The organism is Intrasporangium zincisolvens (assembly GCF_034724055.1).
Classification (GTDB): Bacteria; Actinomycetota; Actinomycetes; order Actinomycetales; family Dermatophilaceae; genus Monashia; species Monashia zincisolvens.
In genome coordinates this window covers 87,505-108,417 of sequence record NZ_JAWIIL010000009.1, presented here as the reverse complement: position 1 = coordinate 108,417, position 20,913 = coordinate 87,505, and the positions used below count along the sequence as shown (strand labels likewise).

The 20,913-nt window shown below is 72.8% G+C and carries 17 protein-coding genes and 1 tRNA gene; 13 read left to right on the top strand and 5 right to left on the bottom strand.

Going from position 1 to position 20,913, the window contains the following annotated elements; translation table 11 throughout:
- From RY076_RS19320 to RY076_RS19305, 4 genes are read left to right on the top strand one after another with little or no spacing between them, the layout of a single operon-like run.
- Complete coding sequence (locus RY076_RS19320) at positions 1–1,146, top strand: glycosyltransferase family 4 protein (RefSeq protein WP_323100895.1); 1,146 nt, start codon at positions 1–3, stop codon at positions 1,144–1,146.
- Positions 1,143–2,267 carry an NAD-dependent epimerase/dehydratase family protein gene (locus RY076_RS19315; protein ID WP_323100893.1) on the top strand — a complete coding sequence of 375 codons (1,125 nt, stop codon included), beginning with the start codon at positions 1,143–1,145 and terminating at the stop codon, positions 2,265–2,267. Before RY076_RS19320 ends, RY076_RS19315 begins: the two co-directional genes overlap by 4 nt.
- Complete coding sequence (locus RY076_RS19310; RefSeq protein WP_323100891.1) at positions 2,264–3,001, top strand: nucleotidyltransferase family protein; 738 nt, start codon at positions 2,264–2,266, stop codon at positions 2,999–3,001. The genes RY076_RS19315 and RY076_RS19310 overlap by 4 nt, the downstream gene beginning before the upstream one ends.
- 7 nt (positions 3,002–3,008) lie before the next feature.
- Entirely contained in the window at positions 3,009–4,283 is a 1,275-nt protein-coding gene (locus tag RY076_RS19305) for a glycosyltransferase family 4 protein (RefSeq protein WP_323100890.1), read from the top strand.
- Here the strand turns inward: RY076_RS19305 and RY076_RS19300 are convergent.
- Positions 4,270–4,983, bottom strand: a complete 714-nt coding sequence (locus RY076_RS19300) for a phosphatase PAP2 family protein (protein WP_323100888.1) — start codon at positions 4,981–4,983, stop codon at positions 4,270–4,272. The two genes, RY076_RS19305 and RY076_RS19300, sit on opposite strands and share 14 nt — an antisense overlap.
- Positions 4,984–5,126: 143 nt before the next feature.
- On the opposite strand from RY076_RS19300, the gene mfd reads away from it, so the two are divergent.
- The 3 genes from mfd (at position 5,127) to RY076_RS19285 (ending at position 10,400) form a co-directional block, all read left to right on the top strand.
- Entirely contained in the window at positions 5,127–8,774 is a 3,648-nt protein-coding gene (gene mfd, locus RY076_RS19295) for a transcription-repair coupling factor (protein ID WP_323100886.1), read from the top strand.
- A 34-nt stretch (positions 8,775–8,808) separates the two neighbouring features.
- Complete coding sequence (locus tag RY076_RS19290) at positions 8,809–9,396, top strand: hypothetical protein (protein WP_323100884.1); 588 nt, start codon at positions 8,809–8,811, stop codon at positions 9,394–9,396.
- Between the two features lie 92 nt (positions 9,397–9,488).
- Positions 9,489–10,400 (top strand): nucleoside triphosphate pyrophosphohydrolase, encoded by a 912-nt coding sequence (locus RY076_RS19285; protein ID WP_323100882.1) that lies wholly within the window; start codon positions 9,489–9,491, stop codon positions 10,398–10,400.
- Positions 10,401–10,586: 186 nt separating this feature from the next.
- Here RY076_RS19285 and RY076_RS19280 read toward each other — a convergent pair whose 3' ends face one another.
- Entirely contained in the window at positions 10,587–11,990 is a 1,404-nt protein-coding gene (locus tag RY076_RS19280) for a sugar transferase (protein WP_323100881.1), read from the bottom strand.
- 416 nt (positions 11,991–12,406) lie between these two features.
- Between RY076_RS19280 and eno the strand changes: the two genes are divergently transcribed.
- Genes eno through RY076_RS19260 form a run of 4 tightly spaced genes read left to right on the top strand, consistent with a single transcriptional unit; the run spans position 12,407 to position 16,073 of the window.
- Entirely contained in the window at positions 12,407–13,708 is a 1,302-nt protein-coding gene (gene eno / locus RY076_RS19275) for a phosphopyruvate hydratase (protein WP_323100879.1), read from the top strand.
- Positions 13,709–13,713: 5 nt separating this feature from the next.
- Positions 13,714–14,442: an FtsB family cell division protein gene (locus RY076_RS19270; protein ID WP_323100878.1), complete on the top strand. Its 729-nt coding sequence runs from the start codon at positions 13,714–13,716 to the stop codon at positions 14,440–14,442.
- Between the two features lie 55 nt (positions 14,443–14,497).
- Positions 14,498–15,106, top strand: a complete 609-nt coding sequence (locus tag RY076_RS19265) for a DUF501 domain-containing protein (protein ID WP_323100877.1) — start codon at positions 14,498–14,500, stop codon at positions 15,104–15,106.
- Positions 15,099–16,073, top strand: a complete 975-nt coding sequence (locus RY076_RS19260; RefSeq protein WP_323100875.1) for a Ppx/GppA phosphatase family protein — start codon at positions 15,099–15,101, stop codon at positions 16,071–16,073. The genes RY076_RS19265 and RY076_RS19260 overlap by 8 nt, the downstream gene beginning before the upstream one ends.
- Before the next feature lie 21 nt (positions 16,074–16,094).
- Here RY076_RS19260 and mptB read toward each other — a convergent pair whose 3' ends face one another.
- Both mptB and RY076_RS19250 read right to left on the bottom strand, forming a co-directional pair.
- The gene (gene mptB, locus RY076_RS19255) at positions 16,095–17,705 is read right to left on the bottom strand and encodes a polyprenol phosphomannose-dependent alpha 1,6 mannosyltransferase MptB (protein WP_323100874.1); all 1,611 of its coding nucleotides are present in this window, start codon (positions 17,703–17,705) and stop codon (positions 16,095–16,097) included.
- 181 nt (positions 17,706–17,886) lie between these two features.
- Positions 17,887–17,961 (bottom strand) — tRNA-Leu (locus RY076_RS19250).
- 157 nt (positions 17,962–18,118) lie between these two features.
- Between RY076_RS19250 and RY076_RS19245 the strand changes: the two genes are divergently transcribed.
- Together RY076_RS19245 and RY076_RS19240 are read left to right on the top strand one after the other, a co-directional pair.
- Entirely contained in the window at positions 18,119–19,021 is a 903-nt protein-coding gene (locus RY076_RS19245) for a Bax inhibitor-1/YccA family protein (protein WP_323100873.1), read from the top strand.
- Between the two features lie 20 nt (positions 19,022–19,041).
- On the top strand, positions 19,042–19,332 hold the full coding sequence (locus RY076_RS19240) for a hypothetical protein (protein ID WP_323100872.1): 291 nt from the start codon (positions 19,042–19,044) through the stop codon (positions 19,330–19,332).
- Positions 19,333–19,442: 110 nt separating this feature from the next.
- Here RY076_RS19240 and RY076_RS19235 read toward each other — a convergent pair whose 3' ends face one another.
- Positions 19,443–20,666, bottom strand: a complete 1,224-nt coding sequence (locus tag RY076_RS19235; RefSeq protein ID WP_323100870.1) for an acetyl-CoA C-acetyltransferase — start codon at positions 20,664–20,666, stop codon at positions 19,443–19,445.
- Between the last annotated feature and the right edge of the window lie 247 nt (positions 20,667–20,913).

The window sequence follows — 20,913 nt, the reverse complement described above, 5'->3', positions numbered from 1 at the left end:
ATGCGGGTCGCGATCAACCTGCTGACCGACGACCCGCACAACCCCTCGGGGGCGCACTGGTTCTGGACCCGTGTCATCCGCGAGATGGGCGGCATGCTCGCCGAGGGCGAGGAGCTCACGCTGCTCGTCGGGCGGCGGTCGAAGGGCATGCACCAGGGCTACGGGCGCGGGGTTCGCTACATGACCTTCCCGTGGTCCAACGAGCGTCGCAACCTGCGCACGTTGAGCGAGCAGCTGTACGCGCCGGTGCGGCTGCCGCTCGGTCGTGTCGACGTGTTCAGCACGCTCATCGCCCCGCTGGTCCGCCCGGCCCCCGGCGTGGTCGCGCACATCAAGACGATGCACGCGTTCACGACGCCGGAGGCGCTGAACCCTGCCGTCAGGCTCTACCGCTCGATCGGCTACCCGCACACGGTCAAGGTGGCCGACGCGGTCATCCTCAACTCGGAGAGCCTGCGGGCCGAGGTGATGAGGTACCTCGACGTCGACCCGGGCAAGCTGCGCATGATCCCCGAGGCCGTCGACCACGAGGTGTTCAGGCCGGGCGACCCGGACGAGGCCGCCGAGCGCCTGCGCGAGAAGTACGGGATCGCCGGGCCGTTCGTCCTCTTCGTGTCCTCCCTGTGGCCGTACAAGAACTGCGAGGGCCTGATCCGCGCCTTTGCGGTCGCCCGCCCGCACCTCGCCGGGCACGGCCTCGTCGTGGTGGGTCCCGGCCGCGACAGCGCGTACGCCGCCCGGCTGCGCTCGCTCGCGGATTCGCTCGGCGTCGCCGATGCCATCACCTGGGTCGGCGGGGTGACGCTCGAGGAGACCGTCGACTTCTACCGGGCCGCAGACGTCTTCGTGTACCCGTCGCACAACGAGACCTTCGGCCTGCCGATCCTCGAGGCCATGGCGTGCGGCTGTCCGGTGGTCACCTCCGACCGCACGGCGATGCCCGAGACCGCCGGCGGGGCCGCCGTGCTCGCCGACCCCGACGACCCGGACTCCATCGCGTCGGCGATCCTGACGGCCCTCGCGGAGGGCGGGTCCCTGCGCACTCGGGGCCTTCAGCGCGCCGGGGAGTTCACGTGGCGGCACACGGCGAAGAGGACGCTCGAGGTGTACCGCGAGGTGCACGCGAACCGGAGGGGGCAGCGATGAGGATCCTCGTCACGGGCGGAGCCGGGTTCATCGGCTCGCACACGTGCGACCGCCTGGTCGAGCTGGGGCACGAGGTGACCGTGCTCGACGCCCTGACGGCGCCGGTGCACCGCGACGGCGTGCCCAACCACGTCACGCCCGGCGTCCGCCTCTGGGTCGGCGACGTGCGCAACCGCGACCTGCTCGCCGGTCTGCTGCGCGACGCCGACGCCGTCTACCACTTCGCCGCCTACCAGGACTACCTCACCGACTTCGCGCGGTTCACGTCGGTCAACGTCGTGTCCACCGCCCTCATCTACGAGATCGCCGTGGCCGAGGGGCTCGACCTCCAGCGGGTCGTCGTCGCCTCGTCGCAGTCGGCGATGGGCGAGGGGCTCTACCGGTGCGCCGACCACGGTGACCAGACCCCCGACATGCGCCCGGAGACCGCACTCGAGCGGCAGGAGTGGGACCACACGTGCCCCGAGTGCGGGCGACCGCTGGAGATGCAGCGCACGCCGGAGCGGGTCTCCAACCCGCAGAACGCCTACGGGATGTCGAAGTACGGCGAGGAGATGGTCGCGGTCAACCTCGGCCGTCGCTACGGCATACCGACGGTGGCGCTGCGCTACAGCATCGTGCAGGGACCCCGGCAGTCCATCTACAACGCGTACTCGGGGGCGTGTCGCATCTTCTGCCTCCACTACCTCCTCGGCGGCGCCCCGACGCTCTACGAGGACGGCCTGATGGTCCGCGACTACGTGAACATCCACGACGTCGTCGCGGCCAACGAGCTCGTCCTCACCGACGAGCGGGCCGTGGGCCGGGTGTTCAACGTGGGCGGCGGGGTCGGGTACACGACCGAGCAGTTCGCCGAGGTCGTCCGGGCCCACTACGGAAGCGACCGGCCGGCGCACGCCTCGGGGGAGTACCGCTTCGGCGACACCCGGCACATCCACTCCGACGTCACCGCGCTGCAAGGCCTGGGGTGGCGGCCGCGGCGCACGCCCGCAGACTCGGTGGCCGAGTACGCCGCCTGGCTCCAGGGCATGCCGGGCCTGGACGACGTCCTCGCCGACGCCGACGCGAAGATGCGCCGGCTCGGGGTCGTGCGCCGGGCGCGGGGGCGGGTGGAGGCATGAAGGCGTTCCTGCTCGCCGCCGGGCTTGGCACCCGGCTGAGGCCGCTCACCGACTCGGTGCCCAAGTGCCTCGTCCAGGTCGACGGGACCCCGCTGCTCGACCTCTGGATGGAGGCGCTGGCTGCAGCCGGGGTCACGGAGGTGCTGGTCAACCTGCACCACCTGCCCGAGCAGGTGGAGCGGCACCTGGCGCGGCGGCCGCAGCCGCTCGCCGTCCGGACCGTCTTCGAGCCGACGCTCCTCGGTAGCGCCGGGACGCTGCTGCACAACCGGGAGTTCGTCGCCGGGGAGGAGCTCTTCCTGGCCGTCAACGCCGACAACCTCACCGACTTCGACCTCCGGCTGCTCGTCGAGGCCCAGCGCTCCGGGTCGGCGCTCGCGACACTGGCCCTGTTCCGCGCTCCCGACCCCACACGGTGCGGTGTCGTCGAGGTGCGCGACGGTGTCGTCGCATCCTTCGAGGAGAAGCCGCAGCACCCGAGGGGCGACCTCGCCAACGCCGGGCTGTACGCGTTCAGCCCCGACGTCATCGACCTCGTGCGGCAGCCGCTGCCACGCGACCTCGGCGGTGACCTGCTGCCGCTGCTCGTCGGGCGTGCGCACGCCCTGAGCATCGGGGACGCGTACTTCATCGACATCGGCACGCCCGACGCGCTGGCGCGGGCCGAGCGGGAGTGGGCGCGGCTCCGACGCGGCACCCTGACGGACGCCGGTGGCCGCCGGGCCCGGGGGTGAGGACCCGATGAGCGCGGACGTCACCGACCCCGCCGACCCCGCCGCCCCCGAGCAGCCACGCCCGCCCGACTCCGAGCACGGCCCGCTCCTCATCACCACGATCGCCCGTGGAGAGGGCATCACCGGTGTCCACACGCACGTGCGCCAGCTACGGCGCTACCTGGAACGCGCAGGTGACCCGGCCGAGCTGCTGACGCCGCACAGCTGGGCCCACGGGCCGGGCGGCTCCCGCCTGCGGGGTCTCGCCCTGGTGCCGCTGTTCGGCGCACGCGTCGTCCTCGAGCGGGTCTGGGGCCCGGCCAACGTGTGGTGGTACCGCACGTCGCACGAGGTCTTCCTCCGGCGCGTCCTCCGCCGTCGTCTCGCACGCGAGGGCGCCTGCACCGTGTACGCCCAGTGCCCCGTCTCGGCGCGGGCGGCCCTCGCGGCCCGGTCGGGTCCGCACCAGCGCGTCGTGCTGGCGGTGCACTTCCGGATCTCCCAGGCCGACGAGTGGGCCGACAAGGGCCAGATCCGACGCGACGGACGCGTGTACCGCTGGATCCGCCAGACCGAGCGCGAGGTCCTGCCGGCGGTCGACGGAGTCGTTTTCGTGTCCGCGTGGGCCGCCGCAGCCGTCCGGTCCTGGCTGCCGGAGGCCGACCGCGCCCCGAGCAGCGTCATCGGCAACTTCGTGCAGGACCCGGGGGCCCAGGCCGGCGCGTCCGCTGACTCCCGCTCCGGCGACCTCGTCTCGGTCGGCAACCTCGAGCCCGTCAAGAACCACCGCTACCTGGTGCGGGTCCTCGCGGCCGCGCGACGGACCGGTCACGCGTACACGCTGGACGTCTTCGGCGAGGGCGTGGAGCGGACGCGCCTGCTCGCGCTGGCCGACGAGCTGGGCGTCGCCGACCTCGTGCGCCTGCACGGCTTCCGCCGCGACGTTCAGGACCGTCTGCCGGGCTACCGGGCCTACGTCCACGCGTCCTACTCGGAGTCGTCGTCGCTCGCGATCATGGAGGCCATGGCTGCCGGGCTGCCGGTGCTGTCCGGCGGCGCCGGGGCGCTCGTCGAGATCTTCGAGGACCCGAGCGAGGGCCGGTTCTGGCCCCTCGATGACCCTGAGGCGGCGGCCGGTGTCCTCATCGACGTGATGGAGGCGCCGTCCGAGCTGGCCCGGGCCGGCCGCGCCGCGCGTCGGAGGTTCCTCAGGGACTACGACGCGGGTGTCGTCGCCCCGCGGCTTCTCGAGTTCCTCACCGCGCCAACGGTGCCGAACCGGTCACGGGTCAGAGATCGTTGACGGCGCCCACCCCGCGTCGCGCGTCCCGGCCCGTGACCGGGTGCGGATGATGGGCCCTGCGGCGCAGGGCCGTGCGGCTGCCGACCGCGAGGAGGGCGACCCCGACGAGGGCACCTCCGAGGACGTCGGTGGCCCAGTGCGCTCCGGACACGAGGAGGCTGGTCGTGAGCAGCGCGCCGGCGACCACCACGGGAATCCACATCCACCAGCGCACGCGCGGCGAGACGACGAGCAGGCACCCGCCCAGGCACACGACGAGGGCGATGGTGTGCCCCGACGGGAACGCTCCGCCGGTGTCGGTGACGAACCCGTGCGGGTCCGGCCGGTGCAGCGCCGCCTTCGTGCCGAGGGCGAGGGCTCCCGACACCACGGCCAGCACGAGCGCGAGCACCGCCGGCCACCAGGACCGTCGCCACAGCGACACCACGAGCGACGTGGCGCCCAGGACCAGGTACATGCGCTCGGGACGCAGACGGGTCATCCACGGGCTCCAGCGGACCTGGGGCTCGTTCCAGGCGTCGCCCGGCCGCAGCCGGTGAAAGACCGACTCGTCGACGGCCTGGGTCGCACGGGTGAGGACCAGGACGGTCACGACGACGAACAGCAGGCAGCAGGCGATCGCCAGCCACACCGCGAAGCCACCACCCCGCCCTGGCCGGCCCGCGCCGACGCGTGGCCCCTCACCTGCCACGGCGCTCACGCAGCTCTCCTCCGCGTCATCGCCAGCGTCATCGCCATCGACTCATGCTCCACCGGCACGACCCCCGGGGGACGGCTTTCGCCGAACTCCCCGGGTGACGCGTCGTCGGAGGACCGGCCCGGCGCCAATAGACTGTCCGCCTGATGCCGCACCCTCTCCTCTCCGCCTTCACGGCGCTGCCCGACGTCCGCCACGTGACAGAGCAGGTGGGCCGGGCCCGCCTCGTCGACGTGTCCGCGAGCGACGGCACCCGCCCGTTCCTCGTCTCCGCCCTCGCCGTGCGGGCCGACGCCGTCCACGGCGGTCCTGGCGCGGCCCCGGTCGTCGTCGTCACGGCGACGACGCGCGAGGCCGAGGACCTCGCCTCGGCGCTCGGCTCGTTCCTGCCGGCCGACCGCGTCGCCGTCTTCCCGTCGTGGGAGACCCTCCCGCACGAGCGGCTCTCGCCGCGCAGCGACACCGTCGGGCGGCGCCTGGCCGTGCTGCGCCGCATCGCCCACCCCGACTCCGACGACGCGACGTACGGCCCGCTGTCGGTCGTCGTCGCCCCGGTCCGCGCCGTTCTGCAGCCGATCACCCGCGGCCTCGGCGAGCTCGAGCCGGTCGCCCTGAGGAGCGGCGACGAGCGCCCGCTCGAGGACGTCGTCGACGCCCTCGTCGCCGCGGCCTACACCCGCACCGACCTCGTCGAGCGACGCGGCGAGTTCGCGGTGCGCGGCGGCATCCTCGACGTCTTCCCGCCCACCGAGGAGCACCCGGTCCGCGTCGAGTTCTGGGGCGACACCGTCGAGGAGGTGCGCTGGTTCAAGGTCGCCGACCAGCGCTCGCTCGAGGTGGCCGAGCACGGCCTCTGGGCGCCGCCCTGCCGCGAGCTGCTCCTGACCGACGCCGTCCGCGAGCGCGCCCGGGCCCTGGCCGACCAGCTGCCCGGCGTCGCCGACATGCTCGCCAAGCTCGCCGAGGGCATCGCCGTCGAGGGCATGGAGTCCCTCGCCCCGGCGCTCGTCGACGGCATGGAGTCGGTGCTCGACGTCCTGCCGAAGGCCGCCACCGTCCTGCTCGCCGACCCCGAGCGCATCCGCCGCCGCGCCCACGACCTCGTCGCCACGAGCGAGGAGTTCCTCGAGGCGAGCTGGGCCAACGCCGCCGCCGGCAACGACGTGCCCGTCGACCTCCAGTCGCTGCTCGGCAGCGCGTCGTACTGGACCCTCGCCCAGGTGCGGGCGCACGCCAGCGCCCACGACCGCCCGTGGTGGACCCTCACCCCGTTCGCCGCCGACGACGAGCTCGTCATCGAGGACGACGACGTCGACGAGCGCCTCGCGGTGCGCACGACCGACGCCGAGGCCTTCCGCGGCGACACCGAGCGGGCCGTCGCGCACCTGCGTGAGCGGGCCCGCGAGGGCTGGGTCGTCGCGGTCGTCACCGAGGGCCCGGGCCTGGCCAAGCGCGTCGGGGAGGTGCTGCGCGAGCACGACGTGCCGGTGCGCTCGCTCGACCGCTCCCTCGAGGCAGGCGCGGCCGACCCGCTCGAGGCCGGCCTCGTCACCGTCACCTGCATGCCGCTCGGGCGCGGGTTCGTCCACGAGGGCGCTCGCCTCGAGGTCGTCACCGAGACCGACCTCACCGGGCAGGCCGGCTCGACCTCGACCAAGGACATGCGCCGGATGCCCTCGCGCCGCCGCAACCAGGTCGACCCGCTCCAGCTGCGTCCCGGCGACCACGTCGTCCACGAGCAGCACGGCGTCGGCCGCTTCGTCGAGATGATGCAGCGCACCGTCGCCGGTGCCACGCGCGAGTACCTCGTCATCGAGTACGCCCCGAGCAAGCGCGGCCAGCCCGGCGACCGCCTCTACGTGCCCACCGACCAGCTCGACCAGGTGACGAAGTACGTCGGCGGCGAGCAGCCCACCCTCAACAAGATGGGCGGCTCGGACTGGACCAAGACCAAGTCGCGGGCCAAGCGCTACGTCAAGCAGATCGCCGCCGACCTCATCCGGCTCTACAGCGCCCGGCAGGCCACCAAGGGCCACGCGTTCGGTCCCGACACCCCGTGGCAGCGCGAGCTCGAGGAGGCCTTCGCCTACGTCGAGACCCCCGACCAGCTCAGCAGCATCGACGAGGTCAAGGCCGACATGGAGAAGCAGGTCCCGATGGACCGGCTCATCTGCGGCGACGTCGGCTACGGCAAGACCGAGATCGCGGTCCGTGCGGCTTTCAAGGCGATCCAGGACGGCAAGCAGGCCGCTGTCCTCGTGCCGACGACCCTCCTCGTCAGCCAACACCTGCAGACCTTCTCGGACCGGTACGCGCAGTTCCCGGTCGTCGTCAAGGCGCTGTCGCGGTTCCAGACCGACAAGGAGGCGCGCGAGGTCGTCGACGGTCTCGCCGACGGCAGCATCGACCTCGTCATCGGCACGCACCGGCTGCTGTCCAAGGAGATCCGGTTCAAGGACCTCGGCCTCGTCATCGTCGACGAGGAGCAGCGCTTCGGCGTCGAGCACAAGGAGCTGCTCAAGACGATGCGCACCGCCGTCGACGTGCTGTCGATGTCGGCCACCCCGATCCCGCGAACGCTCGAGATGGCCGTCACCGGTATCCGCGAGATGTCCACTCTCGCAACGCCGCCCGAGGAGCGCCACCCGGTCCTGACCTTCGTCGGCGCCTACGACGAGAAGCAGATCACGGCGGCCCTGCGCCGCGAGCTGCTCCGCGAGGGCCAGGTCTTCTTCGTCCACAACAAGGTCAGCACCATCGAGAAGGCCGCGAGCCGGCTGCGCGAGCTCGTGCCCGAGGCGCGCATCGCCACGGCGCACGGCCAGATGGGCGAGCACCGCCTCGAGCAGGTCGTCGAGGACTTCTGGCAGAAGCGCTTCGACGTCCTCGTCTGCACGACGATCGTCGAGACCGGCCTCGACATCAGCAACGCCAACACCCTCATCGTCGAGCGCGCCGACGCCTTCGGCCTGAGCCAGCTGCACCAGCTGCGCGGACGCGTCGGGCGAGGCCGCGAGCGGGCGTACGCCTACTTCCTCTACCCGCCCGAGAAGCCGCTCACCGAGACCGCCCACGACCGGCTGCGCACCATCGCCAGCCACACCGACCTCGGCGCCGGCATGCAGGTCGCGATGAAGGACCTCGAGATCCGCGGCGCCGGCAACCTGCTCGGCGGCGAGCAGTCCGGACACATCGAGGGCGTCGGGTTCGACCTCTACGTGCGGCTCATCGGCGAGGCCGTCGCCGACTTCAAGGGCGAGACCACCGACGTGCCGGCCGAGATCAAGATCGAGCTGCCGGTCGACGCCCACCTGCCGCACGACTACGTGCCGGGGGAGCGGCTGCGCCTCGAGGCCTACCGCAAGCTCGCGACCGTCGAGACGTTCGAGGCCGTCGACGAGATCGAGGCCGAGCTGCGCGACCGCTACGGCGCCCCGCCCAAGCCGGTCGAGAACCTCCTCGAGGTGGCGCGGTTGCGGGTCGTGGCGCGGCAGGCCCGCATCGGCGACATCGGCGCGCAGGGCCGCACGGTGCGGTTCGGCCCGGTCACCGACCTGCGCGAGAGCCAGCAGCTGCGGCTCATGCGCCTCTACCCCGGCACCATCGTCAAGGAGGCCCTCGGCACGATCCTCGTGCCGGCCCCGATGACCGCTCGCGTCGGGGGCAAGCCGCTGCGCGACGTCGAGGTCCTGACGTGGGCGCGCCAGCTCGTCACGGCCGTGCTGCTCGACGACATCGCCGCGGGCCACGCGGTGGCGAGCGCCGGTGCCGGCACGCGTACGGGTGCCCCGTAAGATGTCTGACGCATCCGCCCGAGGAGGAAACCCAGTGAAGTCTCTGCCAGCACGGCCCACCATCACGGGTCGGCGTGTCGCCGCGGCACTCGTCGCGGGCGCGAGCGCCGTCACGCTCCTCGGTGGGTGCGGCTTCGCGACGCGCCAGCAGGCCGCGGCCGTCGTCAACGGTCACGTCATCACGGAGGCCGACGTGCAGGCCTCCCACGACCAGCTGCAGGCGGCCAAGCTCGACTTCAGCGAGGACGCCATCGTCATGGGCCTCATCGCCGGCCCGCTGCTCGACGAGGCGATGCAGGCCTCGGGCGGCTGGAAGCCCGACCAGACCTACGCCGCGGTCCTCGCGACGATCCCGAACCCGACCCAGACGACGAAGGACTTCGTCGCCGCGGCCGCGCTCGTCAACTCCCAGACGATGACGCCCGCCGAGGTCACCGCCTACCGCAAGGCCCTCCAGAACGCCGACATCTCCCTCAACCCGAAGTTCGGGACGGTCAAGAAGGTCGACCAGGGGCCGGTGTACTTCACCTTCGGCACCGCCGACCCCGACTGGATCAAGCCGCAGACCAACGCGGCCGCTTCGGGCACCAACCCGGCCCCGGTCGAGACGACCGCGCCCTGACCGGCCGCCTGGTCCTGCTCGTCTCGACGCCGCGCATCGCGCCGGGGCTGCTGACGCGCGAGGCCTGGGCCACGCTCGAGGGCGCCACGACCGTGTGGGGCCTGCCGGACGAGCCGCAGGTCGCGGCGATCGTCGACGCCGGCGTCGAGGTGGGCCTGCCCGCGCTCGACGCGTCGGGCGAGCGTGAGGACGCCGGCGTCCTCGCCGCCCCCGACCTCGCGCGCGCCCTCGTCGCGGCGACGGCCGACGGCGACGCCGTGTGGGTCGGTTCCGCCGACGGCGACCCCGGTCTCAGCGACGCTGTCGCCGTCGAGGTGAGCCGCCTGCAGGAGGCACCCGACGTCGAGCTGCTCATCGCCTCCTTCGACGTGCCGGGCTCGCGGCTGCTCGACGTCGTGGCCGTCATGGACCGGCTCCGCTCGCCCGGCGGCTGCCCGTGGGACGCCGAGCAGACCCCCCAGACGCTCGTGCCCTACCTGCTCGAGGAGGCCCACGAGGCCATCGAGGCCATCGAGTCGGGCGACCCGGGGCACGTGCGTGAGGAGCTCGGCGACCTCCTGCTCCAGGTGGCCTTCCAGGCGCGCGTCGCCGAGGAGCACCCGACCGAGCCCTTCGGCATCGACGACGTCGCCGGCGAGCTCGTCGACAAGCTGGTGCGCCGCCACCCCCACGTCTTCGCCGACGTCGAGGCCGACACCCCCGACGCCGTCGCCGCCAACTGGGACCGGATCAAGGCGGGGGAGAAGCAGCACCGCACCCACCCCGTCGAGGGCGTGCCGACCTCCCTGCCGGCGCTGGCCCGGGCCGAGAAGTACGTCGGCCGGCTCGAGAAGGCCGGCCGCGCAGACCTCGTCGACGCCTCCGCCGCGGGCGAGGACGTCGGGGCGCGCCTGCTCGCACTGGTGCGCGAGGCTCGGGCGGCGGGCGTCGACGCCGAGGGCGCGCTGCGGGAGACGCTGCGACGCCTCGCCGACGCGAGCGCCGACGGCGCCGACGCGTCCTGAGCGACGCGTCGGCAGAGACGCGTCGTGACCGACGCGTCGTGACCGACGCGTCCGCGGGTGTCACGGGGCCACGCCGCCCGGATGTGGTGGCGTGGCCCCGTCCCCACCCCACGGCGGTCAGGGATGCACCGCGGGAGAGTCCCGCCGGACGCGGTCAGGACGCGACCGGCGGGAGCCGGTGTGCCGTCAGTACGCGCCCCGCGAACGGAACACGGCCTGGACGGTCCTGGTGAGGATCGAGAGGTCCTGGACGACGGACCAGTTGTCGACGTAGTAGAGGTCGAGGCGCACCGTGTCGTCCCACGAGAGGTCGCTGCGTCCGGAGACCTGCCAGAGGCCGGTGACGCCGGGGCGCACGTGGAGGCGGCGCTGGACGTCGGGCGCGTAGCGGCGCACCTCCGCCGGCAGGGCGGGCCGTGGGCCGACGAGGCTCATGTCGCCGTTGACGACGTTGATGAGCTGGGGCAGCTCGTCGATCGAGTAGCGCCGCATGAACGCGCCGACCCGGGTGATGCGGGGGTCCTGCTGCACCTTGAAGAGGACCCCGTCGGCGTTCTGGTTCAGGTGCGTGATGCCGGCGAGGCGGGCCTCGGCGTCGACGACCATGCTGCGGAACTTCAGGCACTCGAAGAGCTCGCCGTCGCGCCCGACGCGGGTCTGGCGGAACAGGACGGGGCCGCCGTCCTGCAGCTTGGTGGCGATGGCGAAGACGAGCATGACCGGCGCGGCGAGCATCAGCAGCAGCGTGCCGCCGACGAAGTCGAAGGCGCGCTTGGACCACCGGGCCGCGCCGAGGCTCTGTGGCGGCTCGACGTGCACGAGCGGCAGTCCGCCGACCGGGCGCATGGACATCCGACCGGAGGAGATGTCGCTGAGGCTGGGCACGACGGCGAGCTGCACGTCGTGCCCCTCCAGCTCCCACGCGATGCGGCGGAAGTCGATGGGCGCCGGGAAGGCTCCCTCGGTGAAGACGATGAGGTCGGCCTTGGCGTCGAGGGCGGACCGTGCGACGCGGGTCGTCGTCCCGACCACGGACACACCACCCGGCGTCTCGGGGACCGGGTTGGACGAGGGGACCAGCGCGCCGACGATCTCGTAGCCGAGCCAGCTCTCCCGGCGGAGGACCGACGCGACGTCGTCGACGTGCGAGGGCGAGCCCGCGAGGACCACGCGGGTGAGCAGGTGTCCGTGGTGGTGCGCCCGCCGAGCGATGCGCCGCGCGGTCCAGCGCCAGGTCAGCTGCACCGGGACGCCGATGACGAACAGCAGCACGAAGAAGCCACGGGACAGGTTCAGCTGGGTCAGGTAGCTGACGATGCCGATGCCGCCCGCCACGAGACCGCCCGCGACGAGGACCTTCGCGTACTCGGTGGTGCCCACCCCGAGGTTGCTGCGCGCGTAGCTGCCCACGAAGGCCAGGCACAGCATCCAGCCGACGACGATCCACGGGCCGGCGGCCTGGGCGATGGCCTGGACGTCGTTGGTGACGACGAAGATCGGCAGCCGGTCGCGGCTCATCGCCGCCAGCGCCGTCGCCGCCACGATGACCACGAGGTCACCGCCGGCCATGACGAGCTGGAGCAGTCGCACTCCGCGAGATCGGTTCGACAGCGGTTGCGCTGTCGGACGAGCGCTCACGTCGACGGCAAATCCGCCGACTTCGCGCATGGGTACAGCCATAGAACACCCCACCCCCTGGACGCCCCCTCGGCGTCACGCACCTCGGTATTCCCACCCCCCCGGATGGATGTCCCGAGTATGTCGAAGATTGGTCAAGCGAAGGTAAGGAAACGGTAAAACGAGCGGGGATCCTGCACTGATCTTGCGGATGCGGTGGGACAGAACCGCCCAAACCAGACATCGCCCGGCGCGACCGGCCCCCGAGCCGGCGGGTGACCGCATGCCGGGTCGGTCCGACGGCCCGCAGCCCCCACGGGCTACGCTCGGTGGCGACAGCGGCCGGGCACCGGCCGTACCCCCTTCCGAGCACCACCACAGGAGAGTCAGTGGCCACCATTGAGGAGATCGGAGCCCGGGAGATCCTGGACTCGCGCGGCAACCCCACCGTGGAGGTCGAGATCCGTCTCGACGACGGCACCTTCGCCCGCGCAGCCGTCCCGTCGGGCGCCTCCACCGGCGCCTTCGAGGCGTCCGAGCGTCGTGACGGCGACAAGGGCCGCTACCTCGGCAAGGGTGTCGAGCAGGCCGTCGACGCCGTCATCGAGGAGATCAACCCGCGCCTCGTCGGCTTCGACGCGAGCGAGCAGCGGCTCATCGACGCCGAGATGCTCGCGCTCGACGGCTCGGCCAACAAGGAGACCCTCGGCGCCAACGCCATCCTCGGCGTCTCGCTCGCCGTCGCCCACGCCGCCGCCGAGTCGGCCGGCCTGCCGCTGTTCCGCTACGTCGGCGGCCCCAACGCGCACGTCCTGCCCGTGCCGATGATGAACATCCTCAACGGTGGGTCGCACGCCGACTCCAACGTCGACATCCAGGAGTTCATGATCGCCCCGATCGGCGCGCCGAGCTTCCGCGAGGCCCTGCGCTGGGGCGCCGAGGTCTACCACGCGCTGAAGAAGGTGCTGAGTGAGCGGGGCCTGGCCACCGGCCTCGGCGACGAGGGCGGCTTCGCCCCGAACCTCGAGTCCAACCGCGCCGCGCTCGACCTCATCCTCGAGGCGATCAAGGCCGCGGGCTACGAGCCGGGCCGCGACATCGCCCTCGCGCTCGACGTGGCGGCGTCCGAGTTCTTCGAGGACGGCTCCTACGCGTTCGAGGGTGCGAGCAAGTCGGCCGACGAGATGGTCGCCTACTACGCCGAGCTCGTCGACGCCTACCCGCTCGTGTCCATCGAGGACCCGCTCAACGAGGACGACTGGGACGGCTGGAAGTCCATGACCGACCTGCTCGGCTCCAAGGTGCAGATCGTCGGCGACGACCTCTTCGTCACCAACCCCGAGCGCCTGGCCCGTGGCATCGGCTCGGGCACGGCCAACGCGCTGCTCGTCAAGGTCAACCAGATCGGCACGCTGACCGAGACCCTCGACGCCGTGACCCTCGCGCAGACCAACGGCTACCGCTGCATGATGAGCCACCGCTCCGGCGAGACCGAGGACGTCACGATCGCCGACCTCGCCGTCGCGACGAACTGCGGCCAGATCAAGACCGGTGCCCCGGCCCGCTCCGAGCGCGTCGCGAAGTACAACCAGCTGCTGCGCATCGAGGAGGAGCTCGACGACGCCGCGGTCTACGCCGGCACCGGCGCGTTCCCGCGCTTCGACGCCGCCCGCTTCGGCAGCGAGGGCTGAGTCCCGTGGCCGACCGCACGCCGCCCCGCCCGGGTCGCTCGTCGTCGCCCTCGGCGTCGGGCCGCCCCGGTGGTGGCGGTGCGCGGTCGGCCTCCTCACGCGCCACGAGCCCGCGACCGTCCGGGTCGGGCGCCCGGTCCACAGGGGCCGGCACGCGCTCGACGGGCACCGCGGCGCGTTCGACGGGCTCGCGGCCCGCGTCGGCGGGCACGCGGCCCGGCACCTCGCGCGGCTCGGCCCGGCCCAGCCGGCCCGGCCAGGGCAAGGAGCGCCCGGCGCGCGCCGCGCGGGCCCGCACCACCCCGCCCGTCGCGCCGTCCGCGTCGACGGCGTGGGTCCGCGGCGCGATCCTGCTCGGCATCCTCGTCATGCTCGCCGTGACGATCGTGCCCACCCTCCGCTCGCTCATCCAGCAACGCGGCGACACCGCGGCCAAGCAGGCGCAGGTCCAGCAGCAGCGCCAGGACGTCCAGGACCTCCAGCGTGAGGCCGCGCTGTGGAAGGACCCCGCCTACGTCGAGCTGCAGGCCCGCGAGCGGCTCAAGTTCGTCCGCGTCGGCGACCGGGCCTACACCGTCATCGACCCGGGTGGCACCGACACGAGCGCCGCGACCGCCGCCAAGCCGGTCGTCGCCGCCCCGATGGCCAACGACGCCTCACCCTGGTACGGCAAGGTCTGGCAGTCGGTCCAGATCGCCGACCGCCCCACCGCCGGGCTCGCTCGCGGCCGGTGAGGCCCGTGTGGGATCCTCGTGCGGCCACCCGCCCCCGACCGGAGCACCCGCACCCGTGAGCCAGACCCCGCGCCAGCCCGACGCCTCCCAGCCCGACGCCTCCCAGCGCGCCACCGACCCCGCCGACCTCGACGCCGTCGAGCGTCAGCTCGGCCGCCGACCTCGCGGCGTCGCCGAGGTGGCGCACCGTTGCCCGTGCGGCGAGCCCGACGTCCTGCGCACCGAGCCGCGGCTGCCCGACGGCACGCCGTTCCCGACGACGTACTACGCGACGTGTCCGCGCCTCACCGGAGCCGTCAGCACGCTCGAGACCGGTGGCCTCATGAAGGAGATGACGGCCCGCCTCGGTGCGGACGCCGAGCTCGCAGCCGCGTACGCCTCGGCCCACGAGCACTACCTCGCCCGCCGCGGTGAGCTGGGCGACGTGCCCGAGATCGACGGCATCTCCGCCGGCGGCATGCCGACGCGCGTCAAGTGCCTCCACGTGCTCGTGGCCCACTCGCTCGCGGCCGGCCCCGGGGTCAACCCGCTCGGCGACGAGGCCCTCGAGGCGCTCGGCGACTGGTGGTCACCGACCTCGTGCGCGGCCGTGCACGCCGCCGAGGACGCCGCGAGCGCGGGTACCACGGAGCACCGGGCCGCCGGGGAGGGCACCGATGGCTGAGGGCCGGGTCCGGGTGGGCGCCGTCGACTGCGGCACCAACTCGATCCGTCTCCTGGTCGCCGACGTCGACCCGGCCACCGGTGCCCTCGAGGACGTCCTGCGCCGGATGGAGATCGTGCGCCTCGGCCACGGCGTCGATCGCACCGGCGTCATCGCCCCCGAGTCGATGGAGCGCACCCTACGGGTCACCCGCGAGTACGCTGCGCAGTGCCATGACCTCGGCGCCGAGCGCATCCGGTTCGTGGCCACGTCCGCCTCCCGCGACGCCCGCAACGCGGGCGAGTTCATCGAGGGCGTCCACGAGGCCTTCCGCGCGCACGTCGGCGTGGGCGTGTCGCCCGAGGTCGTCTCGGGCGACGAGGAGGCCGCCCTGTCGTTCTCCGGCGCCACCGGGGGTCTCGCGGCGCGCGGCATCGCCGGCCCCTACCTCGTCGTCGACCTCGGCGGCGGCTCCACCGAGCTCGTCCGCGGCACCGACCACGTCGAGGCCGCACGGTCGGTCGACATCGGCTGCGTCCGGATGACCGAGCGCCACCTCGCGAGCGACCCGCCGACCGCCGAGGAGATCGCCGCGGCGACCCGCGACGTCGACGCCGCCCTCGACCTCGCCGAGTCGACCGTGCCGCTCGAGGGCATCGGGGCCCTCGTCGGCCTGGCCGGCAGCGTCACGACGATCACGGCGCACGCGCTGCGCCTGCCCGCCTACGACGCGAGCCGGATCCACCTGTCCCGCAACCCGGTCGACGCCGTGCTCGCGGCCTGCGACGACCTCCTCGCCATGACCCGCGCCGAGCGGGCGGCCCTGCCGTACCTGCACCCCGGACGCGTCGACGTCATCGGTGCCGGGGCCCTCGTGTGGCGACGCGTCGTGCAGCGCCTCGTCGAGAGGTCGGGCATCACCGAGGTCGTGACCTCCGAGCACGACATCCTCGACGGCATCGCCCTCAGCGCTGCCCGTCGGGGCTGACGCGCTCAGCGAGGCGAGGCGTCAGGGCGTCACGGCCACCGGGAGGGGTTCCTGCTCCATCGCCCGCCGGCGGTGCGCGCGCAGCCGCGCGATCATCCACAGCGCGGCTGAGACCCCGAGGGCCCACGTGCCGTTGGACACCGTGGCGTCGACGACCCCGTAGGTGACGAAGAAGAGCGTCACGACGACGATGCCGCGCACCCACCGCTCGGACAGCCGCGTGGCCGCGAGCACGACGCCGCCCCAGAGCAGGTACCACGGGTGGATGACGGGGCCGGAGACGCAGAGGATCAGCAGCACGCTGGCCGTGGCGAGCACGGGGTTGCGCACGACGAGGCGCCAGCCGACCCATGCCATCGCGAGGAGCCCGACGCCGAGCCCGATCGCCTGCGCGACCGGCACGGGCACCTCGACCCAGCCGGCCGGCGAGCCGCCCATGCGCATGAGCCACTCGACCGCGCTCCCGACGAACGTCGACGGGGCGAGCAGTGAGCGGAGCGACACCGGCACCGACAGGTTGGGCACCCAGCCGAAGCCGAGGCCCGAGAAGGCCGTGATCGCCCAGAACGTCGCGACGAACACCGCCCCCAGGGCGAGCCCGTGCCGCAGCAGCGCCAGCAGCTTGTGACGGACGCCGGGGGCGAGGTCGCCGGCCTGCACGGCCATCCCGACGACACCGACGAGGGCGAGGACCGCCGTCTGCTTGTAGGCGGACGCGGCGGCGACGGTGGCCGCCGCGACGAGGAGATGGCCGCGGCTGGCCAGCAGCAGGGCGAGCACGACGAGGGCGACCATGACGGCATCGCCGTGGGCGCCGCCGACGAAGTGCATGATGACGAGCGGGTTGAGCACGCCGAGCCACAGCGCGTGCCGGCCGCTCGAGCCGTAGCGCTCCGCCAGGCGGGGGAGCGCGTAGGCGAGCAGCGCCACCGCGGCGAGCGTCGGCACCCGCATGAGCACGGCGGACGCGTAGGCGTTGTCGGGTGCGAGGGCCACGACGAGGTGCTGCACCTGGAGAGCGAGCGGACCGTACGGCGCCGGCGTCTGCGCCCACATCGGGTCGACCTGGTCGGAGTACGGCCCGGGGATCGAGAACGGCGTCAGGACGTACGGGTCCAGGCCGCGGGAGACGATCTCGCCCTGCGCGGCGTAGCTGTAGGCGTCGCGGCTGAACAGCGGCGGGGCGAGCAGGATCGGCAGGCTCCAGAGCAGCCAGGCCAGCGACGGCGGCCGGCGCCCGTGCACCGGGCGCATCCGCAGCCAGGCGTCGACGAGCAGCGCCATGCCGACGGCCATGAGCACCGTGGTGATGACGCGGCCGACCCCGCTGTCGAGCCACTGCAGGTGCAGCGTCGTGATGACCGGTGACGCGCCGGGGGCGAACGCCCCGATCGGCAGGAACGCCGGCGAGACCGACCCCGCGGCCACGAGCGCCATGCCGAGCATGCCGCGTCGCACCATCGGGTCGAGCCAGCTGCGCAGCAGCGCGTCGCGCAGGCGGTCGGCGAACTCGAGCAGCTGGGTGGCACCGGGGCGGCCGACAGTGTGGCGACCGACGCCGGCCCGGGCACCGTTCGGCCGTCGGGCAGGGGAGGACACGGCCCCCGAGCCCGCGACGCGCTGGTCCAGCACTCGTCCTCCTGTGAAGGGTCGCCGCAGCCCCCGTGGCGCGGCGTCCGGGTCGCGCCGGGGACATGGCGGACCATCCCCTGGGACCCGATTGCATCCCAGTGTAGGAGGACTCCGGCCCCGGGCGTCGGCACGCACCGCCGTCGTGGACACAAGCGTGACCGAACCGTGGCCGTCGCAGCCGTACCCCCGGAGGGACTCGAACCCTCACCGTTGGCGATTTTAAGTCGCCTGCCTCTGCCGATTGGGCCACGGGGGCGCGCCGGCCGGGCCGGCGGCCCCAGTATGCCGTCGCGTCACGAACGGGTTGCGGGGCACGCCGTCGGCCGTCGGGAACCTGCGGGGTGGTCCCGGACGCTTAGTCTGGTGACAGTCGCCACCGACCGGTGGCACCAGTGCCCAAGGAGCACACTCACATGGCAGGTGGAAACCCGGTCTTCGACCGGCTCAACAAGCAGATCGAGAAGGAGCGATACGCCGGCTTCGGCACACCGCAGCAGGGCCAGCAGGCGCAGCAGGGCCAGTTCGGTCAGGGCCAGCAGGCCACGCAGGCGGCGACCACCGGCTACGCGGCGCAGGACGCCATGACCGCCCAGCAGCTCGACGAGATGTACGCACGCCAGAGCGCCGGTCCCGCCGACACCGGTCGCGTCACGGTCGACGACGTCGTCATCAAGAGCCTCACCCTGTTCGTCGTCACGGTCGCCGTCGCCATGGTCTCGTGGTTCTGGACCGAGGCCAACACCGACATGACGCTGCCGTTCTGGCTCGGCGGCATGTTCGGCACGCTGATCCTCGGCTTCGCCATCGCCTTCATGAAGAAGGTGTCGGTGCCGCTGCTCATGGTGTACGCCGTGCTGCAGGGCGCCTTCCTCGGCGCCTTCAGCCAGTACATCGCCTCGATCCCGAAGTACGACGGCGTCGTGCAGATGGCCGTGCTCGCCACCCTCTGCGTCTTCGTCGCGATGTACATCGGCTACGCGACGGGCTTCGTCAAGGTCAACGCCAAGACGCGCCGGATGTTCTTCTTCGCGATAGTGGGCTACGGCATCTTCTCGCTGCTGCAGGTCGTCCTGCTCATGACGGGCGTCATCAGCGGCTGGGGCTTCGGCGGCAGCGGCGGCCTCGGCCTGGTCCTGTCGGTCGTGGGTGTCGGCCTCGCGTCCTACTCCCTGGCCATCGACTTCGACTCGATCGACCACGCCGTCCAGGTGGGCGCCCCGAAGAAGTACTCGTGGCTGCTGGCCCACGGCCTCATCGTGACGCTCGTCTGGCTCTACATCGAGTTCGTCCGCCTCTTCGCGCGCCTGCGCGACTGACGCGGGTGGCACCTTCGCGCGTGGGTTCGCCGACCCCGCAGGAGGTGTCGGACGAGCTCCGGCGCGTGGCCGAGCGGTGGCAGCAGCTGCCGCTCGGCCACGCGCTTTCGCGTGCGGGCCTGGTCCGCGACCTCGTCCAGGACCTCGCCGACCGCGTCGCGGTGTCGCGGGGACGGGGGTCCGTGCCGGTGCCCGACCTCGGCCCGGCCGTCGTCATGGACCAGCTGGCCGTCATGGTGTGGGACGCGTCCGCCGCCGGCGTCGGAGCTGACCTGCCCGAGCGCCTGGCCACCCTCCGCCGCGCCCTCTGACGTCGGGCGCCCTTCCCCGGCAATCGAAAGAGCACTCCGTCACGTGCCCCGCCGATCGAAAGAGCACTCCGTACACGTACGGAGTGCTCTTTCGATCAGAGTGGGTGGCGTCAGCTGAGGCGCTCGAAGATGACGGCCATGCCCTGACCGCCGCCGACGCACATCGTCTCGAGACCGAACTGCTCGTCGCGCTCGCGCAGCGCGTTGATGAGCGTGCCGGTGATGCGGGCCCCGGTCGCACCGAACGGGTGGCCGATCGCGATGGCGCCGCCGTTGACGTTGAGCTTGTCGTAGTCCATGCCGATCTGGTCGGCCGAGCCGATGACCTGCGCGGCGAAGGCCTCGTTGATCTCGTAGAGGTCGATGTCGCCGATCGACAGACCCGCCCGCTTGAGCGCGAGGTTCGTCGCGTCCACCGGGCCGAGGCCCATGATCTCCGGCGACAGCCCGGTCGCCGCCGTCGAGACGACGCGGGCGAGGGGCGTGAGGCCGAGCTCCTTGGCCTTGGTGTCGCTCATGATGACGAGCGCCGCGGCGCCGTCGTTGAGCGGGCAGCAGTTGCCGGCCGTGACGGTGCCCTGCTCCCGGAACACGGGGTTCAGGCCCTGGACGGCCTCGAGGGTGACGCCGGCGCGGGGGCCGTCGTCCTTGGTGACGACCGTGCCGTCGGGGGTCGTGACGGGCGTGATCTCCCAGTCGAAGAAGCCACGGCCGATGGCGGCCTCGGCGCGGTTCTGGCTGGTGACGCCCCACTCGTCCTGGCGCTCGCGGGAGATGCCGTAGGCCGTCGCGACGTTCTCGGCGGTCTGGCCCATCGAGATGTAGATGTCCGGCAGGTTGCCGTCGGCGCGGGGGTCGGTCCAGGTCTCGTTCGTCTCGGCGATCCGCTTCGTGCGCTCCTGCGCCGCGGCGAAGAGCGGGTTCTGCGCGTCGGCCTTCGCGCCGCCCGCGCCGGCCCAGTCGGTGTACTGCGAGACGCACTCGACGCCGGCCGACACGAAGATGTCGCCCTCGCCGGCCTTGATGGCGTGGAAGGCCATCCGCGTCGTCTGCGCCGAGGAGGCGCAGAAGCGGTTGATCGTCGCCGCGGGCGTGCCGTCGAGGCCGAGGAGGGTGGCGACGACCTTGGCCATGTTGGACCCGTGCTTGCCCGACGGCTCGGCGCAGCCGAGGTAGAGGTCCTCGACGAGCGCCTTGTCGAGGGCGGGCACCTTGTCGAGCGCCGCCTGGATGACGCTGGCGGCGAGGTCGTCCGGACGCACCTCCTTGAGCGAGCCCTTGAAGGCCCGGCCGAACGGCGAACGGGCGGTCGAGACGATGACGGCTTCGGTCACGGGGGAACTCCTGGACTTCGTCGGCGGCCCCGGGCGACGGCGCACGGGTCGACTAAGCGCTTGCTCAGTCCCTCGATGGTAGGACGTCCGCTCGGGCACGGACACCCTCGGCGCCATGACCTGCGTCTCCTCGCCCGCCGTCCGTCCCGGGCCCCGTCCGGGTACGTCCGGGTAGGCGGTTCGGGCTAGGGTGTGCGGGTTTGCGGCCACAGCCGGCCGCCGGTCGCCCGGCCTCTGCCGGGCGACG